Here is a 26,951-nt window from a genome sequence, read left to right as displayed (position 1 = left end):
ACCTCAGAGAGTCTCGCCGCCGTCGATCGCGATCACCTCGCCGGTGACGAAGCCGGCCGTCTCGCTGCACAGGTAGGCGACGAGGTCAGCGAACTCCTCCAGCTCGCCGGTCCGCCGCACGGCGACCCGTTGGATCATCTTCTCGTGAGCACGTACGTTCTCGAACTGCTCGCGGGTCATCTCGGTCTTGAAGTGCCCGGCGGCCACCGCGTTGACGGTGACGCCATATCGCCCCCACTCTCGCGCGAGCGAACGCGTCAGCTGGACGAGCGCACCCTTCGCGGTGTCGTACCCGACCGTGAACGGCACGGATCGACGCACGACGTTGCTGACGACGTTGACGACCCGCCCAGTCCTTCGTTCGAGCATCCCCGGGCCGAACGCACGAAGCATCCGCATCGCGCCGCCCAGGTGGACCTCCATGACGCTCGCCCACTCGTCATCGCCGATCGGCGAGTCGAATCCGGGGTATGCCCCCTCTTGGCCCGGAAGCGGGACGAAAGGTTTGTAGAGCAGGTTGCCCGCGTTGTTCACGAGGATGACGACCCGGCCGAGATCGCGTTCGATCTCGTCGCGCGCAGCGTCGACCGCCTCCGTCGACGTGACGTCGACGGACAGACCACGAGCCCGCACGCCGCAGGACTTCGCTTCGTCGGCCACCGCCGAGACCTCGTCGAGCGAGCGGGCGACCACGGCGACGTCGATCCCTTCGCGCGCAAGCCGGAGGGCCGTGGCTCGACCGAGTCCTCTGCCGCCTCCCGTGACCACGGCCACGCGCGCAGTCGTCACCACAAGCTCCCTTCGACGCCTTCTTTGCGCACGACCAGTGCATGGTGAAGCTCCCGCAGGCGAGCAGACCGCTGACCCGACCGCAGCTGCATCGCCTTTGCGCGCCTGAAGTGGTGGTGAAGGATGTGCTCGACGGTCGTCCCGACGCCGCCGTGCACCTGCGCTGCTGTCAGCACCACGTCGACGTACGCCCTGCCGGCAGCAAAGACCGCCGCCTGCGCGATGGCCGTCTCGTCAGCCCCAGGCTGCGCCCGGTCCAACGCATCGTCGCAGAGCAGCTGAGCACCGTCGGCGGCGATCACCATCCGCGCGAGGTGGTGGCGAACCGCCTGGAACCTGCCGAGCGGCTGACCGAACTGGTGACGCTCGAGCGCGTACTTCGCCGTACGCTCGACGACGTCCTGCGCACCGCCGACCATCGCACTGGCCCGCAGCAGGTCCGCACGCGCGAGAGCGTACGCGGCCTCCGTCGCCGAGACGTTCGTCGACCGCACGACATCCTCCGGGAGCTCCAGTCCGTCGAGGTCGAGCCTGACGATCCGCTCGTTGTCGATGCTCGGGACTTCGACGGCTCGGTCGCCGAGGAAGTCCGCCGGCACGACTGCGCCGATACAGTCCTGCCCGACGGTCGGGAGTACGAGCACGACCCAGTCCGCCTGCGCGAGCCACTCGACGACAACCGGACGCCCACTGAGGACGAAGCCGCCTGCGGCCACGTCAGCGACGACCGCCCGGTCAGGGGGCGCGACCAAAGTCGCGATCTCTCCGTCGCCGATGCGCGACAGCACGTCGTCGTACGTCTTGTCAGCGCCGAGGGCGGACATGGTGGTCGCCGCACGCAGCGTCTGGAGCAGCGGGCTCGCGTACGCGGCCCTGCCGCACTCGCGAGTGATGAGCGCCGCATCGACGAGGCTGCCGTCGGCGCCACCGACACGGTCGGGCAGATGCACACTGCTCCAACCCAGGTCGCGCATCCGGACCCACCGGAGCGGCTCGAATCCCGTCGCGGACTCCTCCTGCTCGTTCAGGTAGCTGTTGTCGACGAAGTCGCGCAGGAAGGCACGCGCGGTCGCCTGGACCTGAGCCTCCTCCGGCGAGAGCGTGAACGCGGTCATCGCGGCATCCCCAGCCCGTGGTTGGCAATGATGTCGAGCTGGATCTCGTTGGTCCCGCCCCCGAAGCGCCACACCGGCGACGACTGGAGGCCGTGCTCGAGGTGGCCACCCGCGGGCGCGTAGGGCGAGCCCGTCGCGATCGTCCCGTCCTCCCCGACGAGGTCCAGTCCGGTGTTGCAGATCCGCTGCCGCAGCTCGCCCCACCAGATCTTGTTGGCCGAAGCCTCGGCTCTCGGCACCTGGCCTGCGGCAAGCATGCCTGCGCCCCGCAGCGCGAACAGCCGGCAGATCTCCACGTCGACGGCGTGCTCACCCATCCGCTCCTGCAGGGCGTACGCCTGCGGGGTCTCGCCTTCCAGCAGCCCTTGCGCGTCCGCCCAGCCCGCGAGCTGCTCGAGCTCCCAGCGGGGCTCGTTGTGAAAGAACATCCGCTCGAAGTTGAGCGCGCAGACGATCGCCGCCCAGCCTTCGTTCTCCTCGCCGATGCGCTGGCTGGCGGGGATGCGAACGTCGTCGAGGAAGACCGAGGTGGTCCGCTCGCCTCCCTGGGTGATGATCGGTGTGATGGAGATTCCGGGCGCGTCCATCGGGACGATGAAGAGGCTGACGCCGCGGTGCTTGTCCTCGGGCCTGCCCGTGCGAGCCGCCAGCCAGTAGTGCGTGGCGACGTCGCCCCCGGTCGTCCAGATCTTCTGCCCGTTCACCACGTACTCGTCGCCGTCGCGCACGGCTCGCGTCCGCAACGACGCGAGATCGCTCCCTGCGTCGGGCTCGCTGTAGCCGATCGCGAACACCTGATCGCCGTTGATGATCCTGGGGAGATAGTCCGCCTTCTGCGCCTCGCTCCCCATCAGCATCAGCGTCGGACCGATCACGTTGAGGGTGAGGAGGCCGTTCGGCAGCCGGCGGCTGTAGAGCTCCTCGGCGAAGAGCCAGTGCTCGATCTCGGTACGACCCTGGCCGCCGTACTCGGTGGGCCAGGACACCCCGAGCCATCCGTCTGCGGCGAGCCGGCGCAGGAACCGACGGCCGTTCTCGCGCGGCTGCATGGGGTCTTCGATGTTCTCCGCCCGCGTGGCCGCGACCAGCTCTGGGTCGAGCCCGTCGAGATAGGACCTGAGGTCAGCGAGGAACTGCCGCTGCGTCGGACCGATGACCGTCTTCAAGTGCGCCTCCACGACTGCTCGATACACGTCAGGCTAGAGGGGGGATGCAGCCCTAGTCAACCAACTGGTCGGTTGTGTAGCCTCGGCCGCGTGAGAGACCGCGGGTTCCACCACATCACTCCAGCCGAGATCGCCTGGCAGCTCGACCTCGGAGCGAACGACCCCGACTTCGTCGAACTGTTCTGGCTCGATGCGGCCCTGGACAACGGCTGGCAGGTCGGCATCGGCTTCTACCGCAGCCGACCTCACGACGACGGCCGGCCGGCGATCACCGTCAACGTCGTACGGCCGGGCAAGGAGTACGTGGAGGTCCATGAGACGTACGACGCAGGCGCCTTCACACCGACGGAGTTCGGCGGGCAGTGGGGCGACGGCAACGTCCTGGTGGGTGAGCTCGACTCCCTCGGGAGGCCCGAGTCCGTACGCCTGTCGGTCGCGATCGACGGCGTACAGATCGAGCTCGCCGGCCCGGTGGTCTGCTCTGGCGTGAAGTTCACGTCCGCGACGCCTGGCTACACGCACCACCGCGCGGAGACCGGCACGGCGGTCGGCTGGTGGCCCGTCGCACCTCGTACCGACGTCACCGGGCGGCTCGCCGTCGGCGGCGAGGAGGTGGAGGTGACCGGCGCCGCCCACCTGGAGAAGCAGCTGTCGTCGCTGCCGCTGGCGGGCAGGCCGGGCGCCCCCTCAGCCCAGTCCGTATGGACGTGGGGCCACTTCACCTGCGGTGACTACACGGGGATCTGGACGGACTCGGCGGCCTCGGCCCAGCTCGGCTACCGGCACTTCACACCCTTCGTTCTTTACCGCGGGAGCGAGCCCGTCCTGAGCACGTTCGCGTTCTCCAGCAGCGTCGAGCGCTTCGTGACGCAGCCGAGCACGGGGCTCCCGCTCCCGCAGGTCGTGACTCTGAAGGCGTCGGACGGACAGCGCGACTTCTTCGCACGCCTCGTCGACGGCCAGGTCAGCGACCAGTTCGAGCTGAACGGCGTCGCCGGGGCGTACTACTGCCGCCAGGCCGGACGCATCGAGGCAGAGATCCACCACTGGGGCGCGCTCACCCGCCTCGAGGGCGAGGCCGTCCACGAGTGGGGAACCCAGGCAGGCAACTTCCCGTTCGTACGACTGTGAGCGCGATCACACACTGATATTGACCATCCAGTTGGTTGGTTGTACGGTCGCGCCAGGCATCGCGCGAGCGGTTCGACGCACGACTGGAGGCGGGATCAGAGATGACGGCCGTACGACCGGAACAGCGAGACTCCTACGACGACATCGTCTGGGACGGAGTCCAGCACAGCTACCGGCCCGCCCCGGACTGGCAGACCCGGGTCTCCCCCTCCCTCGTCTTCGACACCCGGGTGGACGAGGACCTCGACCCGGTGACGTTCGAGGTCCTCCGCAACCGGCTATGGACGATCAACCTCGCCCACGCTGACACCCTCACACGGATGTCGGGGTCCCCGATCTTCCAGGCGTACGACTTCAACATGTCGATCCTCACCGAGGACGGCGAGAACCTGATGAGCGGGCCGTTCATCCAGTACCTGAACACGGGCTCCCCACTCCTCGTGCGCTACCTCATGGAGCGGCTGAGCGACAGCCCCGGGATCGAGGAGGGCGACATCTTCCTCGCGAGCGACCCCTGGATCGGCGCGTCGCACCAGATGGACGTGTGCATCGCAGCGCCGGTGTTCGTCGACGGGAAGCTGTTCGCCTGGGTGTCGAACGCGGCGCAGCAGTACGACCTCGGCGGCATCGTGCCCGGCGGCTGGCCGCAGAACGCTCCGGACATCTTCAGCGACCCGATCATCTTCCGACCGTTCAAGCTCGTCGAGCGCGGCGTCCTGCGCCCCGACCTCGAGGAGATGTACCGGCGGCAGTCGCGCCTGCCCGACATGGTGGCGCTGGACCTGCGTGCGCAGCTCGCCGGGTGCCGGTTCGCGGCCCAGCGTCTCCAGGAGACCTGCGAGGAGTTCGGTGCGCCGACGGTCAAGGCCGCCATGCGCAAGATCCTGGACAACGCCCAGTCCGCGTTCGCGCGCAAGCTGGAGCGGATCCCGGACTGCACGTTGAGCGATGTCCTGTACTTCGACGAGAAGCTGCCGGGTGACCGGACGACCCACCGCGTGCAGTTCAACATCACCAAGCAGGGCTCTCGCCTGATCATCGACAACGTCGGCACGGAGGACCAGAGCGAGGGCCCGAACGGGTTCACCTACATGAACTTCGCCGGGATCGTGCTGGGGGTGATCGCCCAGACGACGCTCTACGAGCAGACGTTCGCCATCGGCGGCGCCGAGCGCCAGATCGACTTCCGCCCGATCCCCGGCACGCTCAGCTGTTGCGACTACCCCGCGGCTGTCAGCGGCAGCGTCCTCAACGTCAGCAGCGCCTACATGCGACTGATGAACATGTTCTCCCGCCTCATGGCCTGCGACCCCGACCTCGTGGGCGACGTCGTCGTGTCCGGCCCTGACATCCCGTTGACGGTCATCTCGGGCAGCGACGAACGCGGCTACCCGTTCGGCACGGCCCTGACGGAGGCGTCCGGCTTCGGTGGCGGCGCCCGGTCGTACACCGACGGGGTCGAGACCAGCGGCGCGTCGTACATCCCGCTCATCCGCATGCCCAACATCGAGTCGAGCGAGCAGTTCTACCCGTTCCTCGTGATGTACCGGAAGGAGGCGCCCGACACCGGTGGTGCCGGGCGGTGGCGCGGCGGCGTCGGCATGGAGGTCGCGATCACGCCGTACCGGTCGCACGCGATCGACATCGTGACGAACGCCGGCGGCCAGGGAGTCTCGACCAATCAGGCGGTCGGGGTCTTCGGTGGCCTTCCGTCGCCGACGGCCTCCTACCAGGTACTCGTCGGCACGGACGTCCGTGACCACTGGGCGCAGCAGCAGGTGCCGAGAGACGTCGCCGACCTGTCCCGTCGCGAGACCCTCCGCCTGCGCGGCAAGTCCAACGGCACGCCGCTGAACGCCGAAGACGTGCTCCTGCTCATCGTCTGCGGCGGCGGTGGCTACGGCGACCCGCTCGACCGCGAGCCCGAACGCGTCGCCGACGACGTGGCTCAGGGATACGTGTCCCGGGCCGCGGCGTCCGAGCTGTACGGCGTCGCAGTCGATGACAGCGCGGCGCTCGACGCCGCCGCGACGGCGGCTCGGCGCGAGGCGATCCGGGCGGAGCGGGCGCGGTGGCGGACGGTCGCGGACGTCTTCGGCCCCGGGACGAGCGCAGACACCTCGCCGTCGACCGGGGAGCCGACCAGGCTCGTCCACGAGTCCGTCGCCGTACGCGACGAGGGCGAACGGCGGGTGCTGGCCTGCGCGAGGTGCGATCGCGTCCTCACCGACTACCGCGACAACTACAAGCTGGGGCTGCTGGTCGACCAGGCCGAGCTCACGACGCTTCCGCGGGTCGAGGACCCACGGGTGCTGCTCGACGAGGACATGGTCCTGCGTCGGTACTGCTGCCCGGGATGCCAGACCCTGATGACCGTCGAGGTCGCGCGCGCGACCGAGCCGGTGCTGGCCGAGATGGTGTTCACCCAGGAGGGATCACGATGAAGGACCGCTATGTGATCGGCGTCGACATCGGCGGCACGTTCACCGACTGCGTCGTCGTCGACGACGACGGCCGGATCACGATCGGCAAGGCGGCGTCCACGCCTCCGGACTTCCACGAGGGCTTCATCAACGCCATCGGCGTCGCGGCGACGCGCATCGGGATCAGCGCCGACGAGCTGATCGCGCGTGCCCGAGCGATCGTGCACGGATGCACGGTCGCCACGAACGCGCTGGTCGAGAAGCGGACGTCGAAGACCGCGCTCCTGACGACGGCAGGCCACGGCGACACGCTCTTCTTCATGCAGGCAGGTCATCGCCTCGCGAGCCTCGACGCCCGCGAGATCGCGCACCTCGCGGGCCACACCAAGCCCGAGTCCCTCGTCCCGAAGTCGTTGGTGGTCGAGGTCGACGAGCGCGTCGCCGCCGACGGCACGGTCGTCGTCGAGCTCGACGAGTCACGCGCGAGAGAGCTCGTCCGCGACCTGGTCGCCCAGGGCGTCGAGTCGTTCGCCGTCACGCTCCTGTGGGCGACGGCCAACGACCGGCACGAACGGCTCCTCGGGCAGATCATCGCCGAGGAGGCGCCGGACGCGTTCCTGTCGCTCAGCTGCGACGTCAGTCCCCGCCCCGGCGAGTACCAGCGCACTGTCGCGACGGTGATCAACGCCATGATCGGTCCTGTCACAAGCACCTATCTCAAGCAGCTCGACGCGCGCCTGCAGGCGCACGGGTACGACGGCGCACTGTCGGTGATGAGCTGCACGGGCGGCCTGATCGACGCCGACCTGGCAAGCTCCCTGCCCCTGCTCACGATCGGATCGGGGCCCGTGGCCGGGCTGATCGGAGCCGGCCGTCTGGCCCGCGCCTCGGCCGACGGTCGGGACGAGAGCCAGATCAACGTCATCACCGGCGACATGGGCGGCACCACCTTCGACGTCGGCGTCATCCGCCGAGGCCAGCCCGTCAGCCGGGCGGAGACCCGCCACGGCCAGTACGAGTACTTCGTGCCCACGCTGGACGTCCGCTCGGTCGGCTCGGGCGGGGGCAGCATCGTCGCGTTCGACGACGCCACGCAGAGCCTGCGCGTCGGTCCGCAGAGCGCCGGCGCCGTCCCCGGGCCCGCCGCGTACCTCCGCGGCGGGGAACAGGCCACGGTCACGGATGCGGACCTGGTGCTCGGCTACCTCAACCCCGAGTACTTCCTCGGAGGTGATCTCGCGCTGGGGGTGCAGGCGGCACGCGACGCACTCGAGAGCGCCGGCCGACCGCTCGGCTTCTCCGTCGAGCAGACGGCCGCGGCGGCCGCCCGCATCGTCGACGACCAGATGGCCGACGCGATCCGGCTGTCTAGCATCCAGCAGGGATACGATCCGCGCTCCTGCGTGATGTACGCGTACGGCGGAGCCGGCGCCGTCCACGGTCCGCAGGTCGCCCGCAGCCTCGGGATCCGTACGTTGGTGGTCCCGCTGGGCGACCTGGCTGCCGGCTGGTCGGCGTTCGGGGTCGCCGCCTCCGACGCCGTGCTCGTTCAGGACATGCCCCTGACGCTCGCGTCGCCGTTCGACCCCGACGCCCTGAACAAGGCGTGGAAGCAGCTCGAGGACGACGTCCGCTCAGCGATGCCGGCGGCGATGCGGGAGTCGGACCCGATCCTCGAACGCTCGGTCGAGCTGCGCTTCACGATGCAGGTCAACCAGCTGCGCATCCCGGCGCCCGACGGCGTCTACGGCCCGGACGAGGTCGCCCAGGTGCTGAGGACGTTCGAGGAGGAGTACGAGCGGCTCTACGGTCAGGGAAGCGGATATCCCCTCGCCGGCTTCATGATCACTTCCCTGCGCGTGAGCGCGAGGGCCCGGCTCACCGCGGTCGAGCTGACCGCGGCAGAGGCGGGTACGCCGCACGACGCGGCGCCGGAGGGCGTACGCGACGTCATCTGGTACGAGCTCGGTCCGCAGCCGGTCCCGACGCCGGTCTATCGCGGCGACGCCCTCGTGAAGGGGTCGTGCGTCACCGGGCCGGCGATCGTGGAGTTCGTCGACACGACGCTCGTCCTCCGCCAGGGTCAGCGGGCGATGGTCGACCCGTACGACAGCATCGTCATCGCGACGTGAGCAGGGCGGCCGCCCTCTCACGCCTGCCAGCGTGGAGGGCGCCGCTCCGCGAACGCGACCGGACCCTCGCTGGAGTCCGGGTGGTCCCAGTGGGCCTGTACGGCGGTCCACCCGCGTTCCATGAACGGCCCCAGGAGCGCGGCCTCGACGTCGCGGATCGCGCGCCGCGTCGCGGCGACGGCCGCGGGCGACGCTGCGACGATCTGCGCGGCGAGCTCGCGCGCGCGGACGTCCAGGTCGTCGGCCGCGACGACCTCGGTGACCAGGTCGATGCTCAGCGCGTCCTTCGCGGTGAGCCGCTCGGTCTTGCCCAGGAGCGCCAGCCGTAGCAGCCGCGGGACCGGCACCCGGAACGCGAGGGAGACGGGCTCGAGGGCGCTGACCTGGCCGACGCTGACGTGGGGGTCGACGAACGACGCCGCTTCGCTCGCGATCACGATGTCCCCGTCCGCGACGAAGTGCAGACCGCCACCCGCGCACACGCCGTTCACGGCGACGATCACCGGGACGTCGAGGTGCGGCCCGGGAAGGAACGCCAGCTCGTCGCCGACGCCGTCGCCGCGCGGTCGCCGCGCACCGGCGAGGTCGGAGACGTCCGCGCCGGCGCAGAACGCGCGCCCCGCCCCGGTCAGGACCACCACGCGCACCGAACGGTCCTGCGCCGTCTGCTTCCACAGCTCAGTCAGCTCGCCGGTCATCTCCCAGTCGAACGCGTTCAGCTGCGCCGGCCGGTTCAGCCGCACCTCCAGCACCGCACCGTCGCGTACGACCTCCATCGTCTGCCAGGTCACCCGTCGCCCTCTCGTCGTCCGAACGTGCTCAGCGGTCACGCGGAAGCCCGAGCACGCGCTCGCCGATGATGTTGCGCTGCACCTCGGAGGTGCCGCCGTAGATCGTCGCGGCCAGCGACTCGATCCTGTCCTCCATCAGCTGCGGCTCGCACAGTCCCGCGAGACCGGACGTCTCCATCGCGAACCGCGTCGCCCGCTGCGCCGCCTCGGATCCGAGCAGCTTCAGGAGGAAGAACTCGGCCGGTTCGTTGCCCTCGAGCCGCTCGAACACCGTGCGCAGGCCGGTGAAGCGTACGGCCTCGGCGTCGGCCAGGAGCCGGCCCAACGCCGTCATCTCCTCGTCGTCGAGATCGGTCCGCCGCAGCGATGGATCGACCACCTGAGCGATCTCGACCCAGTTGTTCACCCAGATCATGTCGCGCTCGTGCTCCAGGCTCTCCGACGCGACCCGCCAGCCGCCGTTCAGCGGACCGAGCAGGTTCTCGACGGGGATCTCGACGTCGTCGAGGAAGACCTCGCAGAAGGCGTCGACCGACTCCGCGGCACGCCTGATCGGGCGGACCTCGACCCCGGGACTCTGCAGGTCCAGGATCAGGCAGGAGATGCCGGCATGGCGGCGCGCCTCGGGGTCGGTCCGCACGTACAGCGTCGCCCAGCGGGACTCCTTCGCCTGCGTCGTCCAGATCTTCGACCCGTTGACGATGAACCGGTCACCGTCTCGTCGGGCCTGCGTCCGCAGCGAGGCGAGGTCGGACCCCGCGCCGGGCTCGGACATCCCGAGCGCCCACCACTCGTCTCCGCGCAGCACAGGCCGGAGCAAGCGGTCCTGCTGAGCGGGCGTACCGAACCGGCGCAGGCCCGGCGCGACGACGCCGACGCCCTGCACGTTGTGGATCACGGGGACACGTCGGCGCGCACCCTCGATGCGCACCGCCAGAGAGTCACCGGCGGACAGGCTCTGCCCGCCCAGCCCCGGCTCCCAGTCGGGGACGAGCCAGCCCGCCTCGAAGGCCGCGACCTGGAAGTCGGTACGCAGTCGGTCGTCGTGCCGATAGTGGTTCGTACGGCCGGCGTAGTCCTCGGGGAGCACGTTCCGGAGGAACGCGTCGTACGCCTGGAGCACGTCGTTCATCGCAGTGCCTCTCGCCGGGTGGCCGCCGCGCGGCGGTAGCAGGCGGCAGCCGATCCCAGGACCGGCGCGGTCTGCTGCGCCCGCCGGAAGTAGAGATGGGCGTCGGCCTCGAACGTCATCCCCATCGCCCCGAGCACCTGCACGTACGCCCGCGTGGCCTCGACCGCTGCGTCCGTGGCTGCGGCCTTGGCGAGCAGGGAGAGCTCGGCGCCCGAGACGTCGTCGGCGGCCCCGTCCGCGAGCGTCACGGCGGCCGCTCTCGTCAATGAGCGCGCCCGCTCTACGGCGACGTACACGTCGGCGAGCCGGTGCTTGACACCCTGGAAGGCACCGATCTTCTTGCCGAACTGCTCACGCTCCACCGCGTGCTCGACTGCCCGGTCGAGCGCTGCCGCAGCCACGCCGGTCAGGTCGGCGCCGAGCACCGTCCGAGCACGCGCCAGGACGTCGTCGGTGGGGATCGCCAGCTCGGTGACGACCTCCACCGCCACGTCGTCGCGACGGAATACCGCCAGCGGACGGCTCGGGTCGACGTGGCGGTGAGCGACGGCGGCGTGGGCCGTGAGGTCGCCGCGTGCGACCACGACCCCGGCTCCCGTGACGTCGACGAGCACGAGGTCTTGAGCGACGACGCCGTCCAAGACGGTCACCGTGCGGTCGGCAGCCCGCTCGAGGGTCGGGTCGCCGACGACGGCCAGCGCGGCCATCCGCTCGCGGTTGATCTCGCCTGCGCCGGCGGCTGCGAGCGTCTGCCACGCCATCACCGTGCTCAGCAACGGCAGCGGAAGCAGCTCACGGCCGGCCGCCTCCATCAAGGCCACGGTGTCGACGAAGGTGCCCGCTCCGCCCATGGACTCGGGCAGTCCGATGAGCGGGTAGTCCGCCCCCGCGAGCTCCTTCCACGACGTGATCGGCTGCTCCGCGTCGTAGCAGGCACGGACGGAGTCGAGGCCGAACCGCGACGAGAGGTGCCCACGAGCCGCCGCCACGAACTCACGCCGGTCCGAAGAGTGCACGAGCTCGTGCCACCGGCTCGGGTCGGCGACGTCGGGCGACGACGCGACGGCCGCGCTCACCGGGTCAACCTCTCGGCCAGTCGACCGAGCGCCGCATGCGTCTCGGGATGATCGAACAGCACGAGGTGCGTGGCGTGCTCGGCCCGCAGCTGTTCTGCCATCAGGCTCGTCATCGATCGCCGTAGGAGACGCTTGGTCGCCCTGAGCCCCATCGGCGGCATCGCCGCCACCCGGTCGGCGAGCTCGAGCGTACGGTCGAGCAACGTGTCCTCGGGCGCGACCTCGTTGACCAGGCCGAGAGAGAGAGCCTCGTCGGCGCCGACCACGCGTCCCGTGTACAGGAGGTCTGACGCGGCCGACAGCCCCACGAGCCTCGGAAGGAGCAGGCTGATGCCGAGCTCGGGGGCCAGCCCGAGAGGGGCGAAGCCGGCACCCAGACGCGCCTGCTGCGACGCGACCCTCAGGTCGTGCAGCAGTGCGATGCCGAACCCACCGCCGACCGCGGCACCGTTGACGGCTGCGATCGTGGGCTTCTCCAGCCGCCACATCAGGTCGGTCCAGCGTCCGGCGTTGCCCAGATCGTCCAGGTCTCGCTCGTACGCCGTCAGCTGCGGCAGGCCCTTCTTGCCGCCGAGCTCGGTGCCGGAGAGGAGCTCGCGAGCACCCGTCTCACCCATGTCACCGAGATCGGCCGCATCGGCACCGACACAGAAGCTCGCTCCTGTGGCCGCGGTGACGACCACGTGCACCGAGTCGTCGTTCGCCGCCTCCGTGAACGCGGCCGCCAGCTCCTGGAGCATCGTCCCGCCGATCGCGTTGTGCCGCTCGGGGCGATTGAGCGTGAGCAGCATGATCGACCCGCGCCGTTCGACCAGGACGTCACCGTGCGTGCTCACGAACCCACCTGCTCCCGGCGCCCGCGGCGGGTCGCCACCAGCCCTCGGGCGTGCAGGTCCCACATCGCGTCCGTCACCCCTTCGTCGCGCAGCACGTGCTTCATCACGCGGCTCAGCGCGTTGACGGGGAGGTCGGTGCGCAGGTCGACGTAGCGAGGCACAGCGAAGTACGGCAGCTTGGAGGTCGCGAAGGCGAAGAACTCCTCGGGCGTGAGCGTCGCCTCGTCCTCGAGGACGAGGCTCGCCTTGATCTCGTCGTCACCCACGTCGGCGGGGACCCCGGAGATGGCGACGTCCCTGACGGCTGGATGGCTCCGGAAGACTCCTTCGAGTGCGAGGGCGGACACGTTCTCTCCCCGCCGACGCAGGACGTCCTTCTTCCGGTCGACGAAGGTCACACATCCGTTCTCGTCCAGGCGACCGTGGTCTCCGGTGTGGTGCCACAGGTTCGCCCAGGTGCTGACGGTGATCTCGGGCTTGTTCCAGTAGCCGCTGTACATCGCGTGGGGCACGCGCGGTCGTACCGCGATCTCACCGGCCTCACCGAGTGGCACCTCGTTGTCGTCGTCGTCGACGATGCGGACCTCCAGGAGGGGTGAGACCTGGCCGGACGTCGCCCTGTCACGGAAACCGTCCGGTGCGCTGTTCGTGATCGGGACGCACTCGGTCTGCCCGTACCCCTCTGACATGACCGGGGTCGCGAACCGCTGCTCGAACGCACGCTGCTCCGACTCTCCCAGCGGCACCCACACCGCCAGCCGGAACGGGTGAGCCGCGTCCTCGGGCCGCTCAGGCTGCGCGAGAAGCATGTGCGCCATCGGGCCGACGCCGACGAGCATCGATGCGTCGTCGGCAGCCGCCTCGGCGATGAAGGTCGAGGGGTGGAACTCTGGCGCGATGCTGATCGACGCGTCGTTGACCAGCACGGACATGAACGCGACCATCTGGCCGCTGGTGTGGAACATCGGAAAACCGGTGAACATCCGGTCGCCTGGAACGACCCAGCCACGCATGCCGTACGCCTGCCCGACCGACACGTAGTAGCCGGTGCTGAGCATGCAACCCTTTGCCGCAGCCGTGGTTCCGGAGGTGTACATGATCGAGACGAGGTCGCCGGGCGTCGAAGGCGCACGCGTGACCTCGCGCCTGCCGAACAGCTCCTCGTACGCGACCGTCCCCGTCCGTGCGTCGTCGACGAGCACCTGGTGTCTGACGGGCGTCGCGTCCAGCAGGCTGCGCGCCGCCTCGTCGCCGCTCGCGTCGGCGACGAGCACCTCGGCACCGCAGTCGGCCAGCTGGTACTCGAGGAAGTCGCCCTTGAGGTAGTAGTTCAGCGGCACCTGGACGGCGCCGAGCTTCGCGACCGCGAGCAGGATCTCCACCGTCTCGATCCGGTTCGGCAGGATCGTGGCGACCTTGTCTCCTCGCCCGATCCCCAGGTCCGCGAAGCCGGCCGCCAGCCGATCGGTCCTGTCGTCAAGACTGGCGAGACTCATCCACGCGCCACCGCACCGGACGAATTCGGCGTCGGGGTCAGCGTCCAGCCGCCGCTGGAATGCCTCGACCACGGTCATCGGTGTCGTCATGCCACGTCCCCTGTCGCCTTCAACCTGAAGATCTCCTCAGGGGCAACGCCCCATTCGGTGAGCACGGTCTCGGTGTGCTCCCCCGGCTGGGGCGGCGGTCCGGCGATGCGTGCGGGTGTCCGCCCGAACCGTGGTGCGGGGCTCGGCTGCACCACGCCGAAGCTCTCCGTGAACGTCTCGCGTGCGACGTGGTGCGGATGGTTCGGCGCCTCCCACGGCGAGAGCACTGGCGCGAAGCATGCTTCGGCAGACTCGAGGACCTTGCACCACTCATCACGCGCACGCGTGATGAACGTGGCGGCGAGGTCCGCCCGCAGGCCTGTCCAGGTCTGCTCGTCCGCCTGGTCGCTGGGGTCGAAGTCGAGGCCCAGCGCCGCGACGAGGTTGGCGAAGAACTTCGGTTCCATCGCGCCGACGGCGATCCACTTCCCGTCCGCGGTCTCGTACGCCTCGTAGTACGGCGTACCCGTGTCGAGCAGGTTGTTGCCCCGCTCCTCGCCCCAGAGGCCCGCCGCACGCATCCCGTACAGGAACGCGTTGAGCGTCGCGGATCCGTCGATCATCGCCGCGTCGACCACCTGCCCCCGTCCGGAGGCAGCACGTTCGGTCAGGGCGGCGCAGACCCCGAGTGCGAGGAACATGCCACCGCCGCCGAAGTCTCCGACGTACGTCAGCGGCGGCACGGGCGCCTCGCCGTCACGTCCGATCGACCACAGCGCCCCGGACAGTGCGATGTAGTTGATGTCGTGGCCGGCGTACGACGCCCAGGGGCCCTCCTGTCCGTAGCCCGTGACCCGGCCGTACACGAGGCGCGGGTTGCGCGCGAGACACACGTCGGGTCCGAGACCGAGGCGCTCCATCACGCCGGGCCGGAAGCCCTCGATCAGCACGTCGGCCTGCTCGACCATCTTCAGGACGAGCGCGACGCCTTCGTCGCTCTTGAGATTCACCCCGACCGAGCGCCGGCCCCGGCTCAGCACGTCGACGGCGGCCGATGGCGGGGTCTCGGACGTCACGTTCTCGACCCGCTCGACCCGCACGACGTCGGCGCCGAAGTCGCTGAGGATCATCCCGCAGAACGGCCCCGGACCAAGACCCTGGACCTCCAGGACCTTGACTCCGCCCAGCGGGCCCGCTGCAACGGCGCTCATCGCCGATCACCCCGGCCGAGCGTCAAGCCGAGGGCATCGAAGTCGATCGTCGCCTCGGTGTCCCACTCCTCACGCAGCTTGTGCTTGAGGATGCGGCCCACAGCGTTGACCGGGAGGGCGTCGATCACCTCCACGTAGCGCGGGATGGCGTAGTACGGCAGGTGCTCGCGCAGGTACGCGAACAGCTCTGCCGCGTCGAGGTCGTAGCCGTCGGCGAGGACCAGACAGGCCTTGATGTCGTCTTCCGAAAGGGCGGAGGGGACAGCGTGGACCGCGACCTGGGCGATGCCCGGGTGCGCCACGATCGCCAGCTCGAGCTCGACCGACGAGACGTTCTCACCACGCCGGCGCAGGGCGTCCTTCTTGCGGTCGACGAAGTAGAGCATCCCGTCATCGTCGAAACGCCCCAGGTCACCGGTGTGGTGCCACAGGTTGCGCCATGCGTGGAGAGTCTCTGCCTCCTTGCGCCAGTAGCCGGAGAACAGCGAGTACGGCTCCCGCGGACGCACGACGATCTCACCGGACTCGCCCGCCGGGAGCACCGTGTCGGTGTCGTCGACGACCTCGACGTCGAGCCACGGGAGTCCCTTGCCGCAGCTCGGCTGGTCGCGACCTGGACGAACGCCCCCCATCGTCGCCGGGAGCACCTCGGTCTGACCGTAGCCCTCGGCAAGGACGTCCACGCCGAAGCGCTGCTCGAACGCGTGCTGTGCCTGAGGTGCCATCGGGATGAACACGGCCCGCTCCAGCCGGTGACGGCGGTCGTCCTCGCTCGGCGGCGTGGCCAGCAGGGCTGCACCGATCGCGCCGACCGCCCACAGCTGAGTCGCCTCGATCTCACGTGCACGAGCGATCAGCGTCGAGGCACTGAACGCAGCCTCGAAGTTCACGCGGCACTCGGCGACGAGCGCGTCCATGAGCGCGCTCATGCCGAACCCGTGGTAGATCGGAAGGGTCGTGATCGAGGTGTCGGTCGGCTTGAACCAGTCGAACATCATGTGGGCCTTGGGCATGTGCAGGAAGTAGCCCTGGTTGATCATGCAGCCCTTCGGCAGGCCCGTCGTGCCGGAGGTGTAGAGGATGCTCAGCAACGAGTCGGGAGTCGGGCTGTCCCAACGTCGGTCACCGTCGGTGTAGAGCTCAGTCAGTCGCGCGACGTCGGCGTCGGTCTCGTCGAGCGCCACGACGGTGGTCGACATCCCCGAGTCCGCGATGAGCTTGCGCGCCATCTCGAAGGCGGCGGCATCGACGACCAGGACCGACGGGTCGGCGTCGGTGAGCTGGTAGCGCAGGAACTCTCCCTTGAGAAAGACGTTCAGCGGCACCTGGATCGCCCCGAGCTCGGCGCACGCGAAGAAGAGGTCGATCGCCTCGGCACGGTTGGCCATGATCGAGGCCACGCGGTCGCCCGCCCGGACGCCCAGGCCGTACAACCCGTTCGCCAGCCGCTGGGCGTTGGTCTGCACCTGGCCGACCGAGATCCACCGGCCGTCGATCCCCACCAGGTGGGCAGCGGGATCGGCGTCGACCCGCTCCGACAGTCGCGCTGCGACGATGCCCGCTCCGGAATGACTCACAGATCCTCCTCGTACACCAACCGGTTGGTGGGGTACGCTACCGCAACCGGCGAGATCAGCCAACCAGCCAGCCCGGAAAGAGGCGCCCATGGACGTCCGGCACACCGGCAGGGTCGCCCTCGTGACCGGCGGATCGCGAGGGATCGGCCGCGCCGTCGCGCAAGAGCTCGTCACGAGCGGCGCACACGTCACCATCACGGGCCGCAGACCAGAGGCGCTCCAGGAGACCGCGGACGCCCTCGGCGAGGACTGCACCGCGATTGTGTGCCATGTGGCGGACCAGGGTGCGGCGCAGGAATGCGTCCGCTCGGTGGTTGCGCAGCACGGACGCATCGACCTGCTGGTCAACAACGTGGCCGTCAACCCGCAGTGGGGGCCGACGCTGGGCGTCGACGTCGGCATGGCCGCGAAGATGGCCGAGGTCAACCTGTGGGCACCGCTGTGGTGGTCCCGGCTCGTCCACGAGGCGAGCATGCGCGAGCACGGCGGAGCCATCGTCAACGTGACGTCGCTCGGTGCACTCGTCACCACACCGAGCACCGGCTACTACAACGCCACCAAGGCGGCGCTCAACCATCTCTCCGATGCACTCGCCGTCGAGATGTCACCGAAGGTCCGTGTCAACGCGGTGGCGCCTGGGCTGATCGACACCGAGATGGCAAGCCGGATCCCGGCCGACGACCGAGCCGCGCTGACGGGCCAGGTCCCGCTCGGTCGGCTGGGACGACCGGAGGACGTCGCGGCCGCGGTGTCGTTCCTGCTGTCGGAGAGCGCCGCGTGGATCACCGGGACGATGCTTGTCGTCGACGGCGGCGCACGCCACTACCGGGGAGGCGCCCCGTGAGGTTCGGACTCGCGCCGCCGAACTACGCGCGCTGGTTCGACCGGACCGCGATCGCCGACGTCTGCACCCACGCGGAGCAGGTCGGCTTCGACAGTCTCTGGTTCGGCGACCACGTCGTCCTGCCGCGGGCCGAAGCCGACGTCTTCGGAAACGCCTACCTCGACGTCTTCCCCCTCCTCGGCCACGTGGCCGCGCTCACCGACCGGATCACCCTCGGCACCAACGTCCTCGTGACCCCGTACCGGAACCCGATCGTGACGGCGAAGGAGGTCGCGACCGTGGACCAGCTGTCGGCCGGACGGCTCGTCCTGGGCATCGGTGTCGGGCACGTCCGCGGTGAGTTCGACGCGCTCGGCGTCCCGTTCGACGAACGCGGACGACGCACCGACGAGTACCTGGAGGCGATGCGTGTCCTGTGGGAGCAGGACTGCGCCACCTACCAGGGCAGATGGGTCAGCTTCCGCGACGTCTGCCCGCTGACCCGCCCCGTCCAGCAGCCCCTTCCCATCCTCGTCGGCGGTGACGGGCCTCGTTCGATGCGGCGCGCGCTCCAGCACGGAGCCGGTTGGGCGCCCGGGCAAGGCACGGTCGACCAGCTCGAGCACAAGATCGACCAGCTTCGCGCCATGGCGAGCGACGCCGGCGCACCGTGTCCCCCGGTCGTCGCGCGATGGCTGATCCACCCGATCGTGGCCGGTGCCCCACGCCCGCCGATCCCGCACCGCGGCGAGCTGCGCCGACCTCGGCTGGATCCCGCCGAGGCGCGTGAGCAGCTCGACCGCATCAATGCCCTCGGTGTCAGCGAGGTGATCGTGGACATTCCCGCGCACCGCGAGTCCTACCGAGCAACCATCGATCTGCTCGCCGAGCAGATCCTCCGCTGAGAGCACCGTCGAGAGAGAGCGAGACCGCTCATGGCCCGCACCGATCCGTACCGCGTGGTGGTCTGGGGACCCGGATACACCGGCTCTCAGGCGCTGCGTGAGATCTCGCGCCGCCCAGAGCTGGAGCTCGTCGGATGCCTCGGCTACTCCGCGTCGAAGGTGGGCAAGGACGCGATGGCCTACATCGGGGAGGAGCCGTGCGGCATCACCATCACCGACGACAAGGAAGCGGTGTACGCCCTCGATGCCGACATCGTCCTGTACGCGGGCGCCTCGCTGCCCGACCAGTCGTCCCTCCACGACGAGATCACCCGGCTTCTGCGTTCGGGCAAGAACGTCGTCACCACCACCGCGTTCTTCTTTCCCTGGCAGCACGGCGAGGAGTACGTCCGCCCGCTGGAGGAGGCGTGCACACAGAGCGGCACGACACTGCACGGCACTGGCGTCCACCCCGGGTGGTTCGTCGAACGCTTCGCGCTCACCAGCGCCAGCCTCTGCACCTCGGTCTCGTCGATCAGCGTGCGGGAGATCTGCGACCTGAGCCACCACGCCGGGGAGATCATCGCCGCCATCGGGTTCGGCCGAGACCCGCGCACGTTGGGCTCGCGCACGCGCAAGGAGATCCTGAGCCGCTACTACTTCGAGTGCATCGCAGGTCTCGCCCACCAGCTCGGTCTCGCGCTCGACCAGCTCACTGCCGACATCTCGTACGTCCCCAGCACCCGCGCGTTCGAGACCGCGGGAGTCGTCGTAGCCGAGGGCACCGTCGGCGCGGTCGACGGCACGTGGGCCGGCGTGGTCGACGGGGAGCCCGTGATCTCGATCCGCGAGCTCTGGTACCTCGACCCGGCGCTGGTCGATCCGGACATCACGCTGGTGTCGCCCGACATGTACGAGGTGGAGGTGAAGGGCCTTCCTGTCGACGTCCGAACCAGGGCCGACCTGTTCACCTCCGAGCTTCACGACGTCTTCGGGGTCGACGACCGCCAGTCTGCGGCCAACCTGGCCACCGCGGTCCAGCTGGTTCAGGCCGTCCCTTCGGTGGTCGAGGCGCCACCTGGGATTCTGCTGGCACCGGGGTTCGCCTACCCGGCGGCAGACCTCCGCACGATCAGCGACCCGCTCGCGCGTCGACCGCGCCCGGTTCCTACCAGCATCAGGTGACGAGCTGTCAGTACGACCGTGGCAGGCCGAGCGTGTGTTGCGCGACGTAGTTCAGCACCATCTCGCGGCTCACCGGCGCCGAGCGCATGAGCCGCGTCAGGCCCCAGAGGTCGGCGATGCCGTACTCGCTGGCGAAGGCGTTGCCGCCGTGGACCTGCACCGCCTGGTCGAAGGCGAAGAGCACGGCGTCAGCCGCGGCGAGCTTCGCGACCGAGGCCGACTCGCCCACGCTCGCCTCGCCGTTGTCGAACTCCCAGGCCGCCTTGTACGCCATCAGGCGCGAGAGCTCGAGGCCGATCTTGGCCTCGGCCAGTGGGTGGGACACGCCCTGGTGCGCGCCGATCGGCTGCCCCCACACCTCGCGACCCTTCGCGTACGCGACGGCCTTGCCCATGAAGTAACGGCCCAGCCCGACCGCCTGCGCAGCCACGTTGATCCGCTCGGGGTTGAGACCGGAGAAGATCTGGAGCATCCCGCGCCCGGGCTCGCCTCCGACGATGCTCTGCTCGGGGACCTCTACGGAGTCGAGGAGCACCGAGAACTGGCGATCAGGTTCCTTGATCTCCATCGGGATCGGCTGGTACTCCAGACCCGGCCGATCGGTCTCCACGATGAAGAGGCCGAGCTCTGCTCGCCCATTCGCACCGGTCCCGGTCCGTGCGACGACCAGCACGGCGTCAGCGACGTCGATGCCGGTGATGTACTGCTTCTCCCCCGACAACCGCCAGGAGCCGCCTTCGAGCCGTGCTGTGGTCGCGAGGTTCGGAGCGTTCGATCCCGATCCGGACTCGGTGATCGCGAACGACATCTTCTCTCTGCCCGAGGCGAGTGTGGGCAACCAGCGGGCCTTCTGTGCGTCGGTCCCGAAGTCGTTGATGATCGGACCGCACATCCCGGCGACGATCAGGAAGATCAACGGGCATCCCTGGGCAGCCAGCTCCTCGATGACGATCGCCATCTCATAGATGCCACCACCACCGCCGCCGTACTCCTCGGGCAGGTTGACACCGCCGAAGCCCTGTCCGAAGACGGTGTCCCACAGCTCGTCGACGAACACTCCCTTCGTGCTGCACTCGACGAAGTAGTCGTGGCCGAAGCTCGCGCCGATCTCCGACACCGCCTGACGGATCGCTGCGTGCTCCTGTGATTCCCGGAAGTCCATGTCCACCTCTTCTGACCGGCGTTGACGCCCTCCACCTTGCCAGCCAACCAGTCGGTTGACTAGGGTGTCACGAGAGGGATTGCTCACGGAGGGCGGGAGAAGCCATGAGTGACATCGCATTCGCCCTCGAGAACCACGTCGCGACCATCACGCTGTCGCGTCCCGACCGGCTCAACGCGCTGACCGACACGATGATCGACGACATCGTCGCGGCCTTCGACCGGTGCGACGCCGACGACGAGGTGCGCTGCGTCGTGATCACGGGTGCCGGTCGGGCGTTCTGCGCCGGCGCGGACCTCAGCGCGGGAGCAGACACGTTCGCGGACTGGTTCGGCACGAGTGGCGCGTCCCGGCCGGATGCGGCTCCTCCGGCCCCTCCACGTCGAGACGCGAACGGGATCCTCGCGCTGCGGATCTACGACTCTCTCAAGCCCGTGATCGTCGCCCTCAACGGCCACGCCGTCGGTGGAGGCATCTCGTTCACGTTGGCGGCGGATCTCCGCCTGTCGACGGACACCGCACAGATCGGTTTCGTCTTCACCGCCCGCGGGCTTGTCCCAGAAGCGTGCTCGAGCTGGTTCCTGCCCCGGCTCGTCGGCATGTCCACCGCCCAGGAGTGGGTGCTCACAGCACGCATGATCACCGCGCAGGAAGCCCAGGCCAAGGGACTGCTGCACGCCGTGCACCCCGCAGACCGACTGATGGAGGAGACGTACGCGATCGCCCGTCGTCTCAGTGCGAGCGTGGCCCCCGTCTCCGTCGCACTCTCGCGCCGCATGCTGTGGCGGTCGCTCGAGCTCGCCCACCCGATGCAGGCGCACGAGATCGAGACGCATGCCCTCGCGTCTCGCAGCGCGAGCCTGGACGTCCAGGAAGGCGTCGCCTCGTTCTTCGAGAAGCGCGCTCCACAGTTCCCGGACCGCGTGAGCACCGACCTCCCCGACGTCTTCGCCGCCGTGCCGGCACCGGCCTACGCGGCCCCGACGATCACAGGACGCTGAGGCGGCGATGTCCAGCAAGGTGATGTCAGCGGAGGACGCCGTCGGTCTCATCCGTGACGGCGACGTCGTCGGTCTCCAGTCCGGGCCCACCCAGTGCGCCCCGATGAGTCTGGTGCGTGCGGTCATCGCCGCGGGCCTGCGCAACCTGCAGGTCGTCTCGCTCAGCGGTTCGATGGCGCTGGACTGGTTGGCGACCGCCGGCGCCCTCGACCGGGCCACCTTCGCCGCGGCCACCATGGAGAGCCATGGGATGTGCCAGAGGTTCCGGCGTGCTGTCGAGGCCGGCGACATCACGGTCGAGGAGCTGTCCGAGACAGCGTTGCTCGCACGGCTCGGCGCCGCTGCGCGAGGGCTGCCGTTCCTGCCGACGCGCGGCATGCTCGGTACGGACCTGCTGAAGGTCGGCAACCCCAACGTCGCCGTGATCGAGGATCCCTTCGGCGGCGGCCCCGTGGTCGCGTGCAAGGCGCTTCGTCCCGATGTCGCGATCCTTCACGCGCACCGCGGGGACGTACGAGGCAACATCGCGGTCGAGCACGGACCACGGCATCCGATGACGGTCCTGCTGCCGCGTGCCTCGCAGCGCGTCGTCGTGAGTGTCGAAGAGATCGTCGACACCGAGCAGCTCCGGCGCACGCCCCAGCAGACGATCTTGCCGAGCTTCGCGGTCGACGCCGTCGTCGAGGCCCCGAACGGGGCTCATCCGACCTCGCTGTTCCCGGTCTACGACTACGACACCGCGTTCTTCGAGTCGTGGACCGCGGCCGCGTCCGACCAGGCGAGCGCCGCGGAGTTTCTCGCGCGCTGGGTGATCTCACCGGCGTCCCACGACGACTACCTGGCCCTCGTCGGTGAGCGCCGCCTCGCCGACCTCACCATCGGGCGGTGAATCGATGACCACTCTCGTGCCCGATCCGGCCGACTACACCGTCGACGAGCTCGTGGTGAGCAGGATGGCGGCCGAGTTCCGCAACGACGACCAGGTGCTCAACGGGCTCTCGTCGTTCGTACCGGTGTGTGCCATCGAGCTCGCCCGGCGAACGCATGCACCGGATCTTGCGTGGGTCGCCGGCGGATCGGGCGTGGACCCTTCGAGTCCACGCCTGACGGCGTCAACCTTCGAGTGGCCCATGTGGGACAGCGCGCTGATGTACGTCGATGTCGCCGACGAGCTGTGGGACTGGGTCTCCGACGTACGGCGGTTCCGTACGTTCTGTGTCGGTGCGGCACAGCTCGATGCGTTCGGCAACGCCAACAGCTCAGTCATCGGCGACTTCCATCAACCCCGCGTACGGCTGCCCGGCTCGGCGGGTCTGGCCGACATGGGGTCTCTGAGCAAGCGGTTGATCTACTTCGTGCCCGACCACTCTCCCCGCAGCCTCGTCGAGCGCGTCGACTTCCGGTCAGCGATCGGCTATCTCGACGGGCACGGCGAGCGCGCCCAGCTCGGGCTCGCGGGCGGACCCGAGATCGTGATCACCAACCTCGCAGTGTTCGACTTCGAGCCGACCTCGCAGCGGATGCGGCTGCGCACCCTCCATCCTGGGGTCGGGCTCGAGGACGTCCTCGACGCGACCGGGTTCGAGCCAGTGGTCGCGGCCGATCTGGGTGAGACTCCCCCGCCCTCATCCGCAGAGGTCAGCCTGCTCCGGACCACCATCGACCCGCACGGCTACCGCAAGCGCGGCTTCCGGTAGCCGGCGAGTCTCACTCCTCGGCGGCCGCCTCGCGAAGCAGGAACCGGCGAACCTTGCCCGAGGCCGTCATCGGGAACTCGTCGACGAACCTCCACGACGTCGGGATCTTGAACCGCGCCAGCTCGCCAGCGAGATACTCCGACAGCGCCTCGCCGGTCACCGAGCTCCCTGGACGGCGTACGACGACGCCGACCGGGCGCTCTCCGTACCGCTCGTCAGGTGCTCCGACGACCACGACACCTGCCACGTCGGGATGCTGCGCGACGATCTCCTCCACCTCGGCGGGATAGATGTTCTCGCCGCCTCGGATGATCACGTCTCGCGCGCGACCGCGGAACGAGATGTTGCCGAACTCGTCCATCGAGGCGAGGTCGCCGGTCTTGAGGTAGCCGTCCGCCGTGGACGCAGCGGCAGTCTGCTCGGGCATGTCCCAGTACCCCATCATCACGTACGGCGACTTCACGACGATCTCTCCCGGCTCGCCCACGGGGACGACCTCACCGCTGTCAGGGGCGACGATCCTGAGGCTGACTCCACCTGCGGGCCGCCCCACCGTCGTCGAGATGATCGAAGCCTCGTCGGTCGACGACGTGGTGGTGATCATCGGGCTCTCCGACTGCGCGTAGGTGTTCACGACCGGAGCTCCGAACAGCTGGGCGACCTCCTCGATGAGGTACTCCGGGACCTGGGCGCCCCCCACCGAGACAGATGCCAGGCCGTACTGCTGCCCGCCACCCTCCTTCAGTCGCGCGACAAGGTCGATCATCATCGTCGGCACGCCGCCGACCCGGGTGGCGACTCCTGACTCGAGGAGCCGTACGACGTCCTCGGGGATCCAACGCTGGAGCAGGACGATCGCTCCGCCGTCCGAGACGCCGCCCAGGATCACCGAGCACGAGCCGCCGACGTGGTGGTACGGCACCGGGTTGCAGTAGCAGTCGTCGTCGACGATCACCTCGGCACGGTTCCGCTGATAGGCGCAGTTGAGGGCGGACCGCTGCGAGAGCACCGCGCCCTTGGCGCGGCCAGTCGTCCCCGAGGTGAACTGGATCAGGAACGGATCCTCGGCAGAGACCTCGGGAAGCGGGTGCTCCGGCTGGCCGGCTACCCACTCGTCCAGCTCGCCCATGGCGACGACGTCGATGCCTCCGGCGAGCGGCTTGACGCGCTCCGAAAGGTCGTCACCGCGCGCATCTGTCCCCGCGAAGACGAGGGTCGGGGTCGTCAAGGCGATCGCGTGGCGCACCTCGCCGTCCGACCATGCAGTGTTGAACGGCGTGAGGATGACACCAGCGAGTGCAGCCGCGTACTCGAGAACGATCCACGAGAGCTCGTTGCGAGACCAGATCGCCATCCGCTCGCCCTTGTCGACGCACCCGGCGATCGCATGGGCGGCCCGGGTCGCCTGCGCAGCGAGATCGGCATAGCTGAGCGAGCGCACCTGGCCGTCGACGAGCCAGTGCACAGCCGGGCGTTCACCCTGTTCGGCCGCACGGCGCAGGAGAATCTCACCGATCGACTCCTCGAGAAGGTCCGGGCTCTCGTCGGCGTCCCATTGCGAGAGCGGCCCCACGCGTCGCCGCTCCGACTGCATCGTTCCCGTCATCGTCGTCTCCCTGGTCGTGTGACTCGTCAGCGCCCGCTGAAGACAGCGGAGCGCTTCTGGGCAAATGCTGCAAACGCCTCGGCGACGTCGGCGGTGCCGGTCGCCACCGCGGCCGCGCTCGCCTCGGCATCGAGCTGGTCGTCGAACCCCCTGCTGAACGAGGCGTTCAGGAGCTGCTTGGTCAGCCGTTGCGCGATCGGCGGGCCGGCGGCCAGCTGTCGCGCGAGCGCGCGTGCCCTTTCGAGGAGCTCGCTCTCGTCGAGCACCTCCGTGGCGATGCCGAGATCCAGCGCCGCGACCGCGTCGACGGGCTCGCCGAGCAGCGCAAGCCGCTTGGCGGCGTGAAGGCCGACGATCCGCGGCAGCAGCCACGAGCTGCCGAAGTCCGGAACGAGCCCACGCTTCACGAAGACCTGGCAGAACGTGGCCCGGCTTGACGCCAGCACCAGGTCAGCAGCGAGCGCGATGCTCATCCCGGCGCCGTACGCAGGCCCGTCGACTGCGGCGACCACGGGCTGCGGAATTCGGTGGAGCGCGAGCGCGGCCTCATGGATCCGACCCATGATCGCCACCGTGGACTCGTCCGGCACCTCCTCGGCGAGGTACGCGCCCGCGCAGAAGGCACCGCCAGCCCCGGTGATCAGTACCGCACGATCGGCTGAGGTGCTGGCGATCCGTCGCAGGACCTCACCCAGGTCGGCGAACTCCGCCGGCGAGAGGGCGTTGCGCCGCTCGGGCGCGCTGAGAGTGATCTCGACGAGACCATCGTCCCTCACCACTTCGACACTCATGGTGCTTCCTCCTCGGCGGTCAGGACGATCTCGCCGCCCGTCAGCGCCGGTGCGTCGTCCCGGCTGGCGACCTTGGTCGCGAACAGTATCCGGTCCGACTGCACCCAGACCGCCGTTCGCAGAGTCTCGCCGGGAAAGACGACACCTGCGAAGCGCGCTTCCATCGAGCGCACGGACGCGACGCGTCCGCCAAGCACTCGATCGACGATCGCGCGACAGACCAGTCCATAGGTGCACAAGCCGTGCAGGATCGGCTGCGGGAACCCTGCCGCCGCGGCGACAGCCGGGACGCTGTGCAGGGGATTGCGGTCGCCGAGCAGGCGGTACAGCAGCGCCTGCTGTGGCAAGGTGCTCGTCTCGATGCACTGGTCAGGCGCGCGGTCCGGCGGTCCGGGGGGCCCCGAGGGCCCGCGATCGCCACCGAACCCACCCTCGCCTCGCGAGTACATCCGCATGCTCGAGGTCCACAGCGGCTCGCCTTCGGCGTCGACGGCCTGGCTGTCGACGACGATGACCGCGGCCGAACCCTTGTCGTGCAGAGCCGTCACGCCGGTCGACACCTCAGCCTTGCCGTCGCGCGGGATCGGGTGATGGACTTCCACACGCTGGCTCGCGTGCAGGATCGTACGCAGATCCACGTCGACCCCAGGGAACCGAATCAACGGTGGAGCGGTGGCTCGCAAGGTGGGCGCCACGACGGCGAACGTCGGGAGCACCGCGTCCCCGCTCTCGGTCGCGTACGCGAGCTGACGCTCGTCAGTCGGGTCCGACCCGGCTCCGAGGGCGAGATGGTAGAGCAGGACGTCGGACTCCTGCCAGCTGATCTGTTCGACCGTGGGTGCAGCGTCGAGGGCTGCGGCGGGGTCGATCGGCATGCGCTTGGCTCCTTGGGTGGAT

23 protein-coding genes are annotated in these 26,951 nt (G+C 69.4%); 9 read left to right on the top strand and 14 right to left on the bottom strand.

Going from position 1 to position 26,951, the window contains the following annotated elements; translation table 11 throughout:
• Positions 1-3: 3 nt before the first annotated feature.
• The 3 genes from AB3M34_RS03990 to AB3M34_RS03980 are packed head-to-tail and all read right to left on the bottom strand — an operon-like array spanning position 4 to position 3,070.
• Positions 4-789, bottom strand: coding sequence for an SDR family NAD(P)-dependent oxidoreductase (locus AB3M34_RS03990; protein WP_370617791.1), 786 nt, complete (start codon positions 787-789; stop codon positions 4-6).
• Complete coding sequence (locus tag AB3M34_RS03985; RefSeq protein WP_370617790.1) at positions 786-1,904, bottom strand: acyl-CoA dehydrogenase family protein; 1,119 nt, start codon at positions 1,902-1,904, stop codon at positions 786-788. Before AB3M34_RS03985 ends, AB3M34_RS03990 begins: the two co-directional genes overlap by 4 nt.
• Entirely contained in the window at positions 1,901-3,070 is a 1,170-nt protein-coding gene (locus AB3M34_RS03980) for an acyl-CoA dehydrogenase family protein (RefSeq protein WP_370617789.1), read from the bottom strand. Before AB3M34_RS03980 ends, AB3M34_RS03985 begins: the two co-directional genes overlap by 4 nt.
• A gap of 90 nt (positions 3,071-3,160) precedes the next feature.
• Between AB3M34_RS03980 and AB3M34_RS03975 the strand changes: the two genes are divergently transcribed.
• The 3 genes from AB3M34_RS03975 (at position 3,161) to AB3M34_RS03965 (ending at position 8,756) form a co-directional block, all read left to right on the top strand.
• On the top strand, positions 3,161-4,201 hold the full coding sequence (locus AB3M34_RS03975; RefSeq protein WP_370617788.1) for a hypothetical protein: 1,041 nt from the start codon (positions 3,161-3,163) through the stop codon (positions 4,199-4,201).
• A 101-nt stretch (positions 4,202-4,302) separates the two neighbouring features.
• Positions 4,303-6,645: a hydantoinase B/oxoprolinase family protein gene (locus AB3M34_RS03970; RefSeq protein WP_370617787.1), complete on the top strand. Its 2,343-nt coding sequence runs from the start codon at positions 4,303-4,305 to the stop codon at positions 6,643-6,645.
• Positions 6,642-8,756: a hydantoinase/oxoprolinase family protein gene (locus AB3M34_RS03965; RefSeq protein WP_370617786.1), complete on the top strand. Its 2,115-nt coding sequence runs from the start codon at positions 6,642-6,644 to the stop codon at positions 8,754-8,756. The genes AB3M34_RS03970 and AB3M34_RS03965 overlap by 4 nt, the downstream gene beginning before the upstream one ends.
• 17 nt (positions 8,757-8,773) lie before the next feature.
• Here the strand turns inward: AB3M34_RS03965 and AB3M34_RS03960 are convergent, their stop codons facing one another.
• Genes AB3M34_RS03960 through AB3M34_RS03930 form a run of 7 tightly spaced genes read right to left on the bottom strand, consistent with a single transcriptional unit; the run spans position 8,774 to position 16,905 of the window.
• Entirely contained in the window at positions 8,774-9,547 is a 774-nt protein-coding gene (locus tag AB3M34_RS03960) for an enoyl-CoA hydratase/isomerase family protein (protein WP_370617785.1), read from the bottom strand.
• A 28-nt stretch (positions 9,548-9,575) separates the two neighbouring features.
• Complete coding sequence (locus tag AB3M34_RS03955; RefSeq protein WP_370617784.1) at positions 9,576-10,679, bottom strand: acyl-CoA dehydrogenase family protein; 1,104 nt, start codon at positions 10,677-10,679, stop codon at positions 9,576-9,578.
• A complete protein-coding gene (locus AB3M34_RS03950; protein ID WP_370617783.1) occupies positions 10,676-11,755 on the bottom strand; it encodes an acyl-CoA dehydrogenase family protein in 1,080 nt (359 codons plus the stop codon). The genes AB3M34_RS03955 and AB3M34_RS03950 overlap by 4 nt, the downstream gene beginning before the upstream one ends.
• Positions 11,752-12,591, bottom strand: a complete 840-nt coding sequence (locus tag AB3M34_RS03945; protein WP_370617782.1) for an enoyl-CoA hydratase/isomerase family protein — start codon at positions 12,589-12,591, stop codon at positions 11,752-11,754. Before AB3M34_RS03945 ends, AB3M34_RS03950 begins: the two co-directional genes overlap by 4 nt.
• Positions 12,588-14,177, bottom strand: a complete 1,590-nt coding sequence (locus tag AB3M34_RS03940; protein WP_370617781.1) for an AMP-binding protein — start codon at positions 14,175-14,177, stop codon at positions 12,588-12,590. Before AB3M34_RS03940 ends, AB3M34_RS03945 begins: the two co-directional genes overlap by 4 nt.
• Positions 14,174-15,328 carry a CaiB/BaiF CoA transferase family protein gene (locus AB3M34_RS03935; protein WP_370617780.1) on the bottom strand — a complete coding sequence of 385 codons (1,155 nt, stop codon included), beginning with the start codon at positions 15,326-15,328 and terminating at the stop codon, positions 14,174-14,176. Before AB3M34_RS03935 ends, AB3M34_RS03940 begins: the two co-directional genes overlap by 4 nt.
• The gene (locus AB3M34_RS03930; protein ID WP_370617779.1) at positions 15,325-16,905 is read right to left on the bottom strand and encodes an AMP-binding protein; all 1,581 of its coding nucleotides are present in this window, start codon (positions 16,903-16,905) and stop codon (positions 15,325-15,327) included. Before AB3M34_RS03930 ends, AB3M34_RS03935 begins: the two co-directional genes overlap by 4 nt.
• 88 nt (positions 16,906-16,993) lie before the next feature.
• Between AB3M34_RS03930 and AB3M34_RS03925 the strand changes: the two genes are divergently transcribed.
• The 3 genes from AB3M34_RS03925 to AB3M34_RS03915 are packed head-to-tail and all read left to right on the top strand — an operon-like array spanning position 16,994 to position 19,797.
• Positions 16,994-17,749, top strand: a complete 756-nt coding sequence (locus AB3M34_RS03925) for an SDR family oxidoreductase (RefSeq protein WP_370617778.1) — start codon at positions 16,994-16,996, stop codon at positions 17,747-17,749.
• The gene (locus tag AB3M34_RS03920) at positions 17,746-18,633 is read left to right on the top strand and encodes an LLM class F420-dependent oxidoreductase (protein ID WP_370617777.1); all 888 of its coding nucleotides are present in this window, start codon (positions 17,746-17,748) and stop codon (positions 18,631-18,633) included. The genes AB3M34_RS03925 and AB3M34_RS03920 overlap by 4 nt, the downstream gene beginning before the upstream one ends.
• 30 nt (positions 18,634-18,663) lie before the next feature.
• Complete coding sequence (locus AB3M34_RS03915) at positions 18,664-19,797, top strand: hypothetical protein (RefSeq protein WP_370617776.1); 1,134 nt, start codon at positions 18,664-18,666, stop codon at positions 19,795-19,797.
• 7 nt (positions 19,798-19,804) lie between these two features.
• Here AB3M34_RS03915 and AB3M34_RS03910 read toward each other — a convergent pair whose 3' ends face one another.
• Positions 19,805-20,959: an acyl-CoA dehydrogenase family protein gene (locus AB3M34_RS03910; RefSeq protein ID WP_370617775.1), complete on the bottom strand. Its 1,155-nt coding sequence runs from the start codon at positions 20,957-20,959 to the stop codon at positions 19,805-19,807.
• A gap of 104 nt (positions 20,960-21,063) precedes the next feature.
• Between AB3M34_RS03910 and AB3M34_RS03905 the strand changes: the two genes are divergently transcribed.
• Genes AB3M34_RS03905 through AB3M34_RS03895 form a run of 3 tightly spaced genes read left to right on the top strand, consistent with a single transcriptional unit; the run spans position 21,064 to position 23,657 of the window.
• Positions 21,064-21,960 carry an enoyl-CoA hydratase-related protein gene (locus AB3M34_RS03905; RefSeq protein ID WP_370617774.1) on the top strand — a complete coding sequence of 299 codons (897 nt, stop codon included), beginning with the start codon at positions 21,064-21,066 and terminating at the stop codon, positions 21,958-21,960.
• A gap of 7 nt (positions 21,961-21,967) precedes the next feature.
• Positions 21,968-22,849 (top strand): CoA transferase subunit A, encoded by an 882-nt coding sequence (locus AB3M34_RS03900; RefSeq protein ID WP_370617773.1) that lies wholly within the window; start codon positions 21,968-21,970, stop codon positions 22,847-22,849.
• Positions 22,850-22,853: 4 nt separating this feature from the next.
• Entirely contained in the window at positions 22,854-23,657 is an 804-nt protein-coding gene (locus tag AB3M34_RS03895; protein ID WP_370617772.1) for a CoA-transferase subunit beta, read from the top strand.
• Between the two features lie 10 nt (positions 23,658-23,667).
• On the opposite strand, the gene AB3M34_RS03890 is transcribed toward AB3M34_RS03895, so the two are convergent.
• From AB3M34_RS03890 to AB3M34_RS03880, 3 genes are read right to left on the bottom strand one after another with little or no spacing between them, the layout of a single operon-like run.
• Complete coding sequence (locus AB3M34_RS03890; RefSeq protein WP_370617771.1) at positions 23,668-25,263, bottom strand: class I adenylate-forming enzyme family protein; 1,596 nt, start codon at positions 25,261-25,263, stop codon at positions 23,668-23,670.
• Positions 25,264-25,289: 26 nt separating this feature from the next.
• Entirely contained in the window at positions 25,290-26,054 is a 765-nt protein-coding gene (locus tag AB3M34_RS03885; RefSeq protein WP_370617770.1) for an enoyl-CoA hydratase/isomerase family protein, read from the bottom strand.
• On the bottom strand, positions 26,051-26,929 hold the full coding sequence (locus AB3M34_RS03880) for a MaoC/PaaZ C-terminal domain-containing protein (RefSeq protein ID WP_370617769.1): 879 nt from the start codon (positions 26,927-26,929) through the stop codon (positions 26,051-26,053). The genes AB3M34_RS03885 and AB3M34_RS03880 overlap by 4 nt, the downstream gene beginning before the upstream one ends.
• Between the last annotated feature and the right edge of the window lie 22 nt (positions 26,930-26,951).

The sequence above is a fragment of the Mumia sp. Pv4-285 genome (genome assembly GCF_041320275.1).
In the GTDB taxonomy this organism is placed as follows: Bacteria; Actinomycetota; Actinomycetes; order Propionibacteriales; family Nocardioidaceae; genus Mumia; species Mumia qirimensis.
This window is presented reverse-complemented; position numbering and strand designations above follow the sequence as displayed.

Bases quoted from the DNA above. Each gene is read 5' to 3' on its own strand.
- AB3M34_RS03985 (WP_370617790.1), bottom strand. From the start codon at position 1,904: ATGACCGCGTTCACGCTCTCGCCGGAGGAGGCTCAGGTCCAGGCGACC.
- AB3M34_RS03970 (WP_370617787.1), top strand. From the start codon at position 4,303: ATGACGGCCGTACGACCGGAACAGCGAGACTCCTACGACGACATCGTC.
- AB3M34_RS03965 (WP_370617786.1), top strand. From the start codon at position 6,642: ATGAAGGACCGCTATGTGATCGGCGTCGACATCGGCGGCACGTTCACC.
- AB3M34_RS03955 (WP_370617784.1), bottom strand. From the start codon at position 10,679: ATGAACGACGTGCTCCAGGCGTACGACGCGTTCCTCCGGAACGTGCTC.
- AB3M34_RS03940 (WP_370617781.1), bottom strand. From the start codon at position 14,177: ATGACGACACCGATGACCGTGGTCGAGGCATTCCAGCGGCGGCTGGAC.
- AB3M34_RS03935 (WP_370617780.1), bottom strand. From the start codon at position 15,328: ATGAGCGCCGTTGCAGCGGGCCCGCTGGGCGGAGTCAAGGTCCTGGAG.
- AB3M34_RS03925 (WP_370617778.1), top strand. From the start codon at position 16,994: ATGGACGTCCGGCACACCGGCAGGGTCGCCCTCGTGACCGGCGGATCG.
- AB3M34_RS03915 (WP_370617776.1), top strand. From the start codon at position 18,664: ATGGCCCGCACCGATCCGTACCGCGTGGTGGTCTGGGGACCCGGATAC.
- AB3M34_RS03910 (WP_370617775.1), bottom strand. From the start codon at position 20,959: ATGGACTTCCGGGAATCACAGGAGCACGCAGCGATCCGTCAGGCGGTG.
- AB3M34_RS03905 (WP_370617774.1), top strand. From the start codon at position 21,064: ATGAGTGACATCGCATTCGCCCTCGAGAACCACGTCGCGACCATCACG.
- AB3M34_RS03900 (WP_370617773.1), top strand. From the start codon at position 21,968: ATGTCCAGCAAGGTGATGTCAGCGGAGGACGCCGTCGGTCTCATCCGT.
- AB3M34_RS03895 (WP_370617772.1), top strand. From the start codon at position 22,854: ATGACCACTCTCGTGCCCGATCCGGCCGACTACACCGTCGACGAGCTC.
- AB3M34_RS03890 (WP_370617771.1), bottom strand. From the start codon at position 25,263: ATGACGGGAACGATGCAGTCGGAGCGGCGACGCGTGGGGCCGCTCTCG.
- AB3M34_RS03885 (WP_370617770.1), bottom strand. From the start codon at position 26,054: ATGAGTGTCGAAGTGGTGAGGGACGATGGTCTCGTCGAGATCACTCTC.
- AB3M34_RS03880 (WP_370617769.1), bottom strand. From the start codon at position 26,929: ATGCCGATCGACCCCGCCGCAGCCCTCGACGCTGCACCCACGGTCGAA.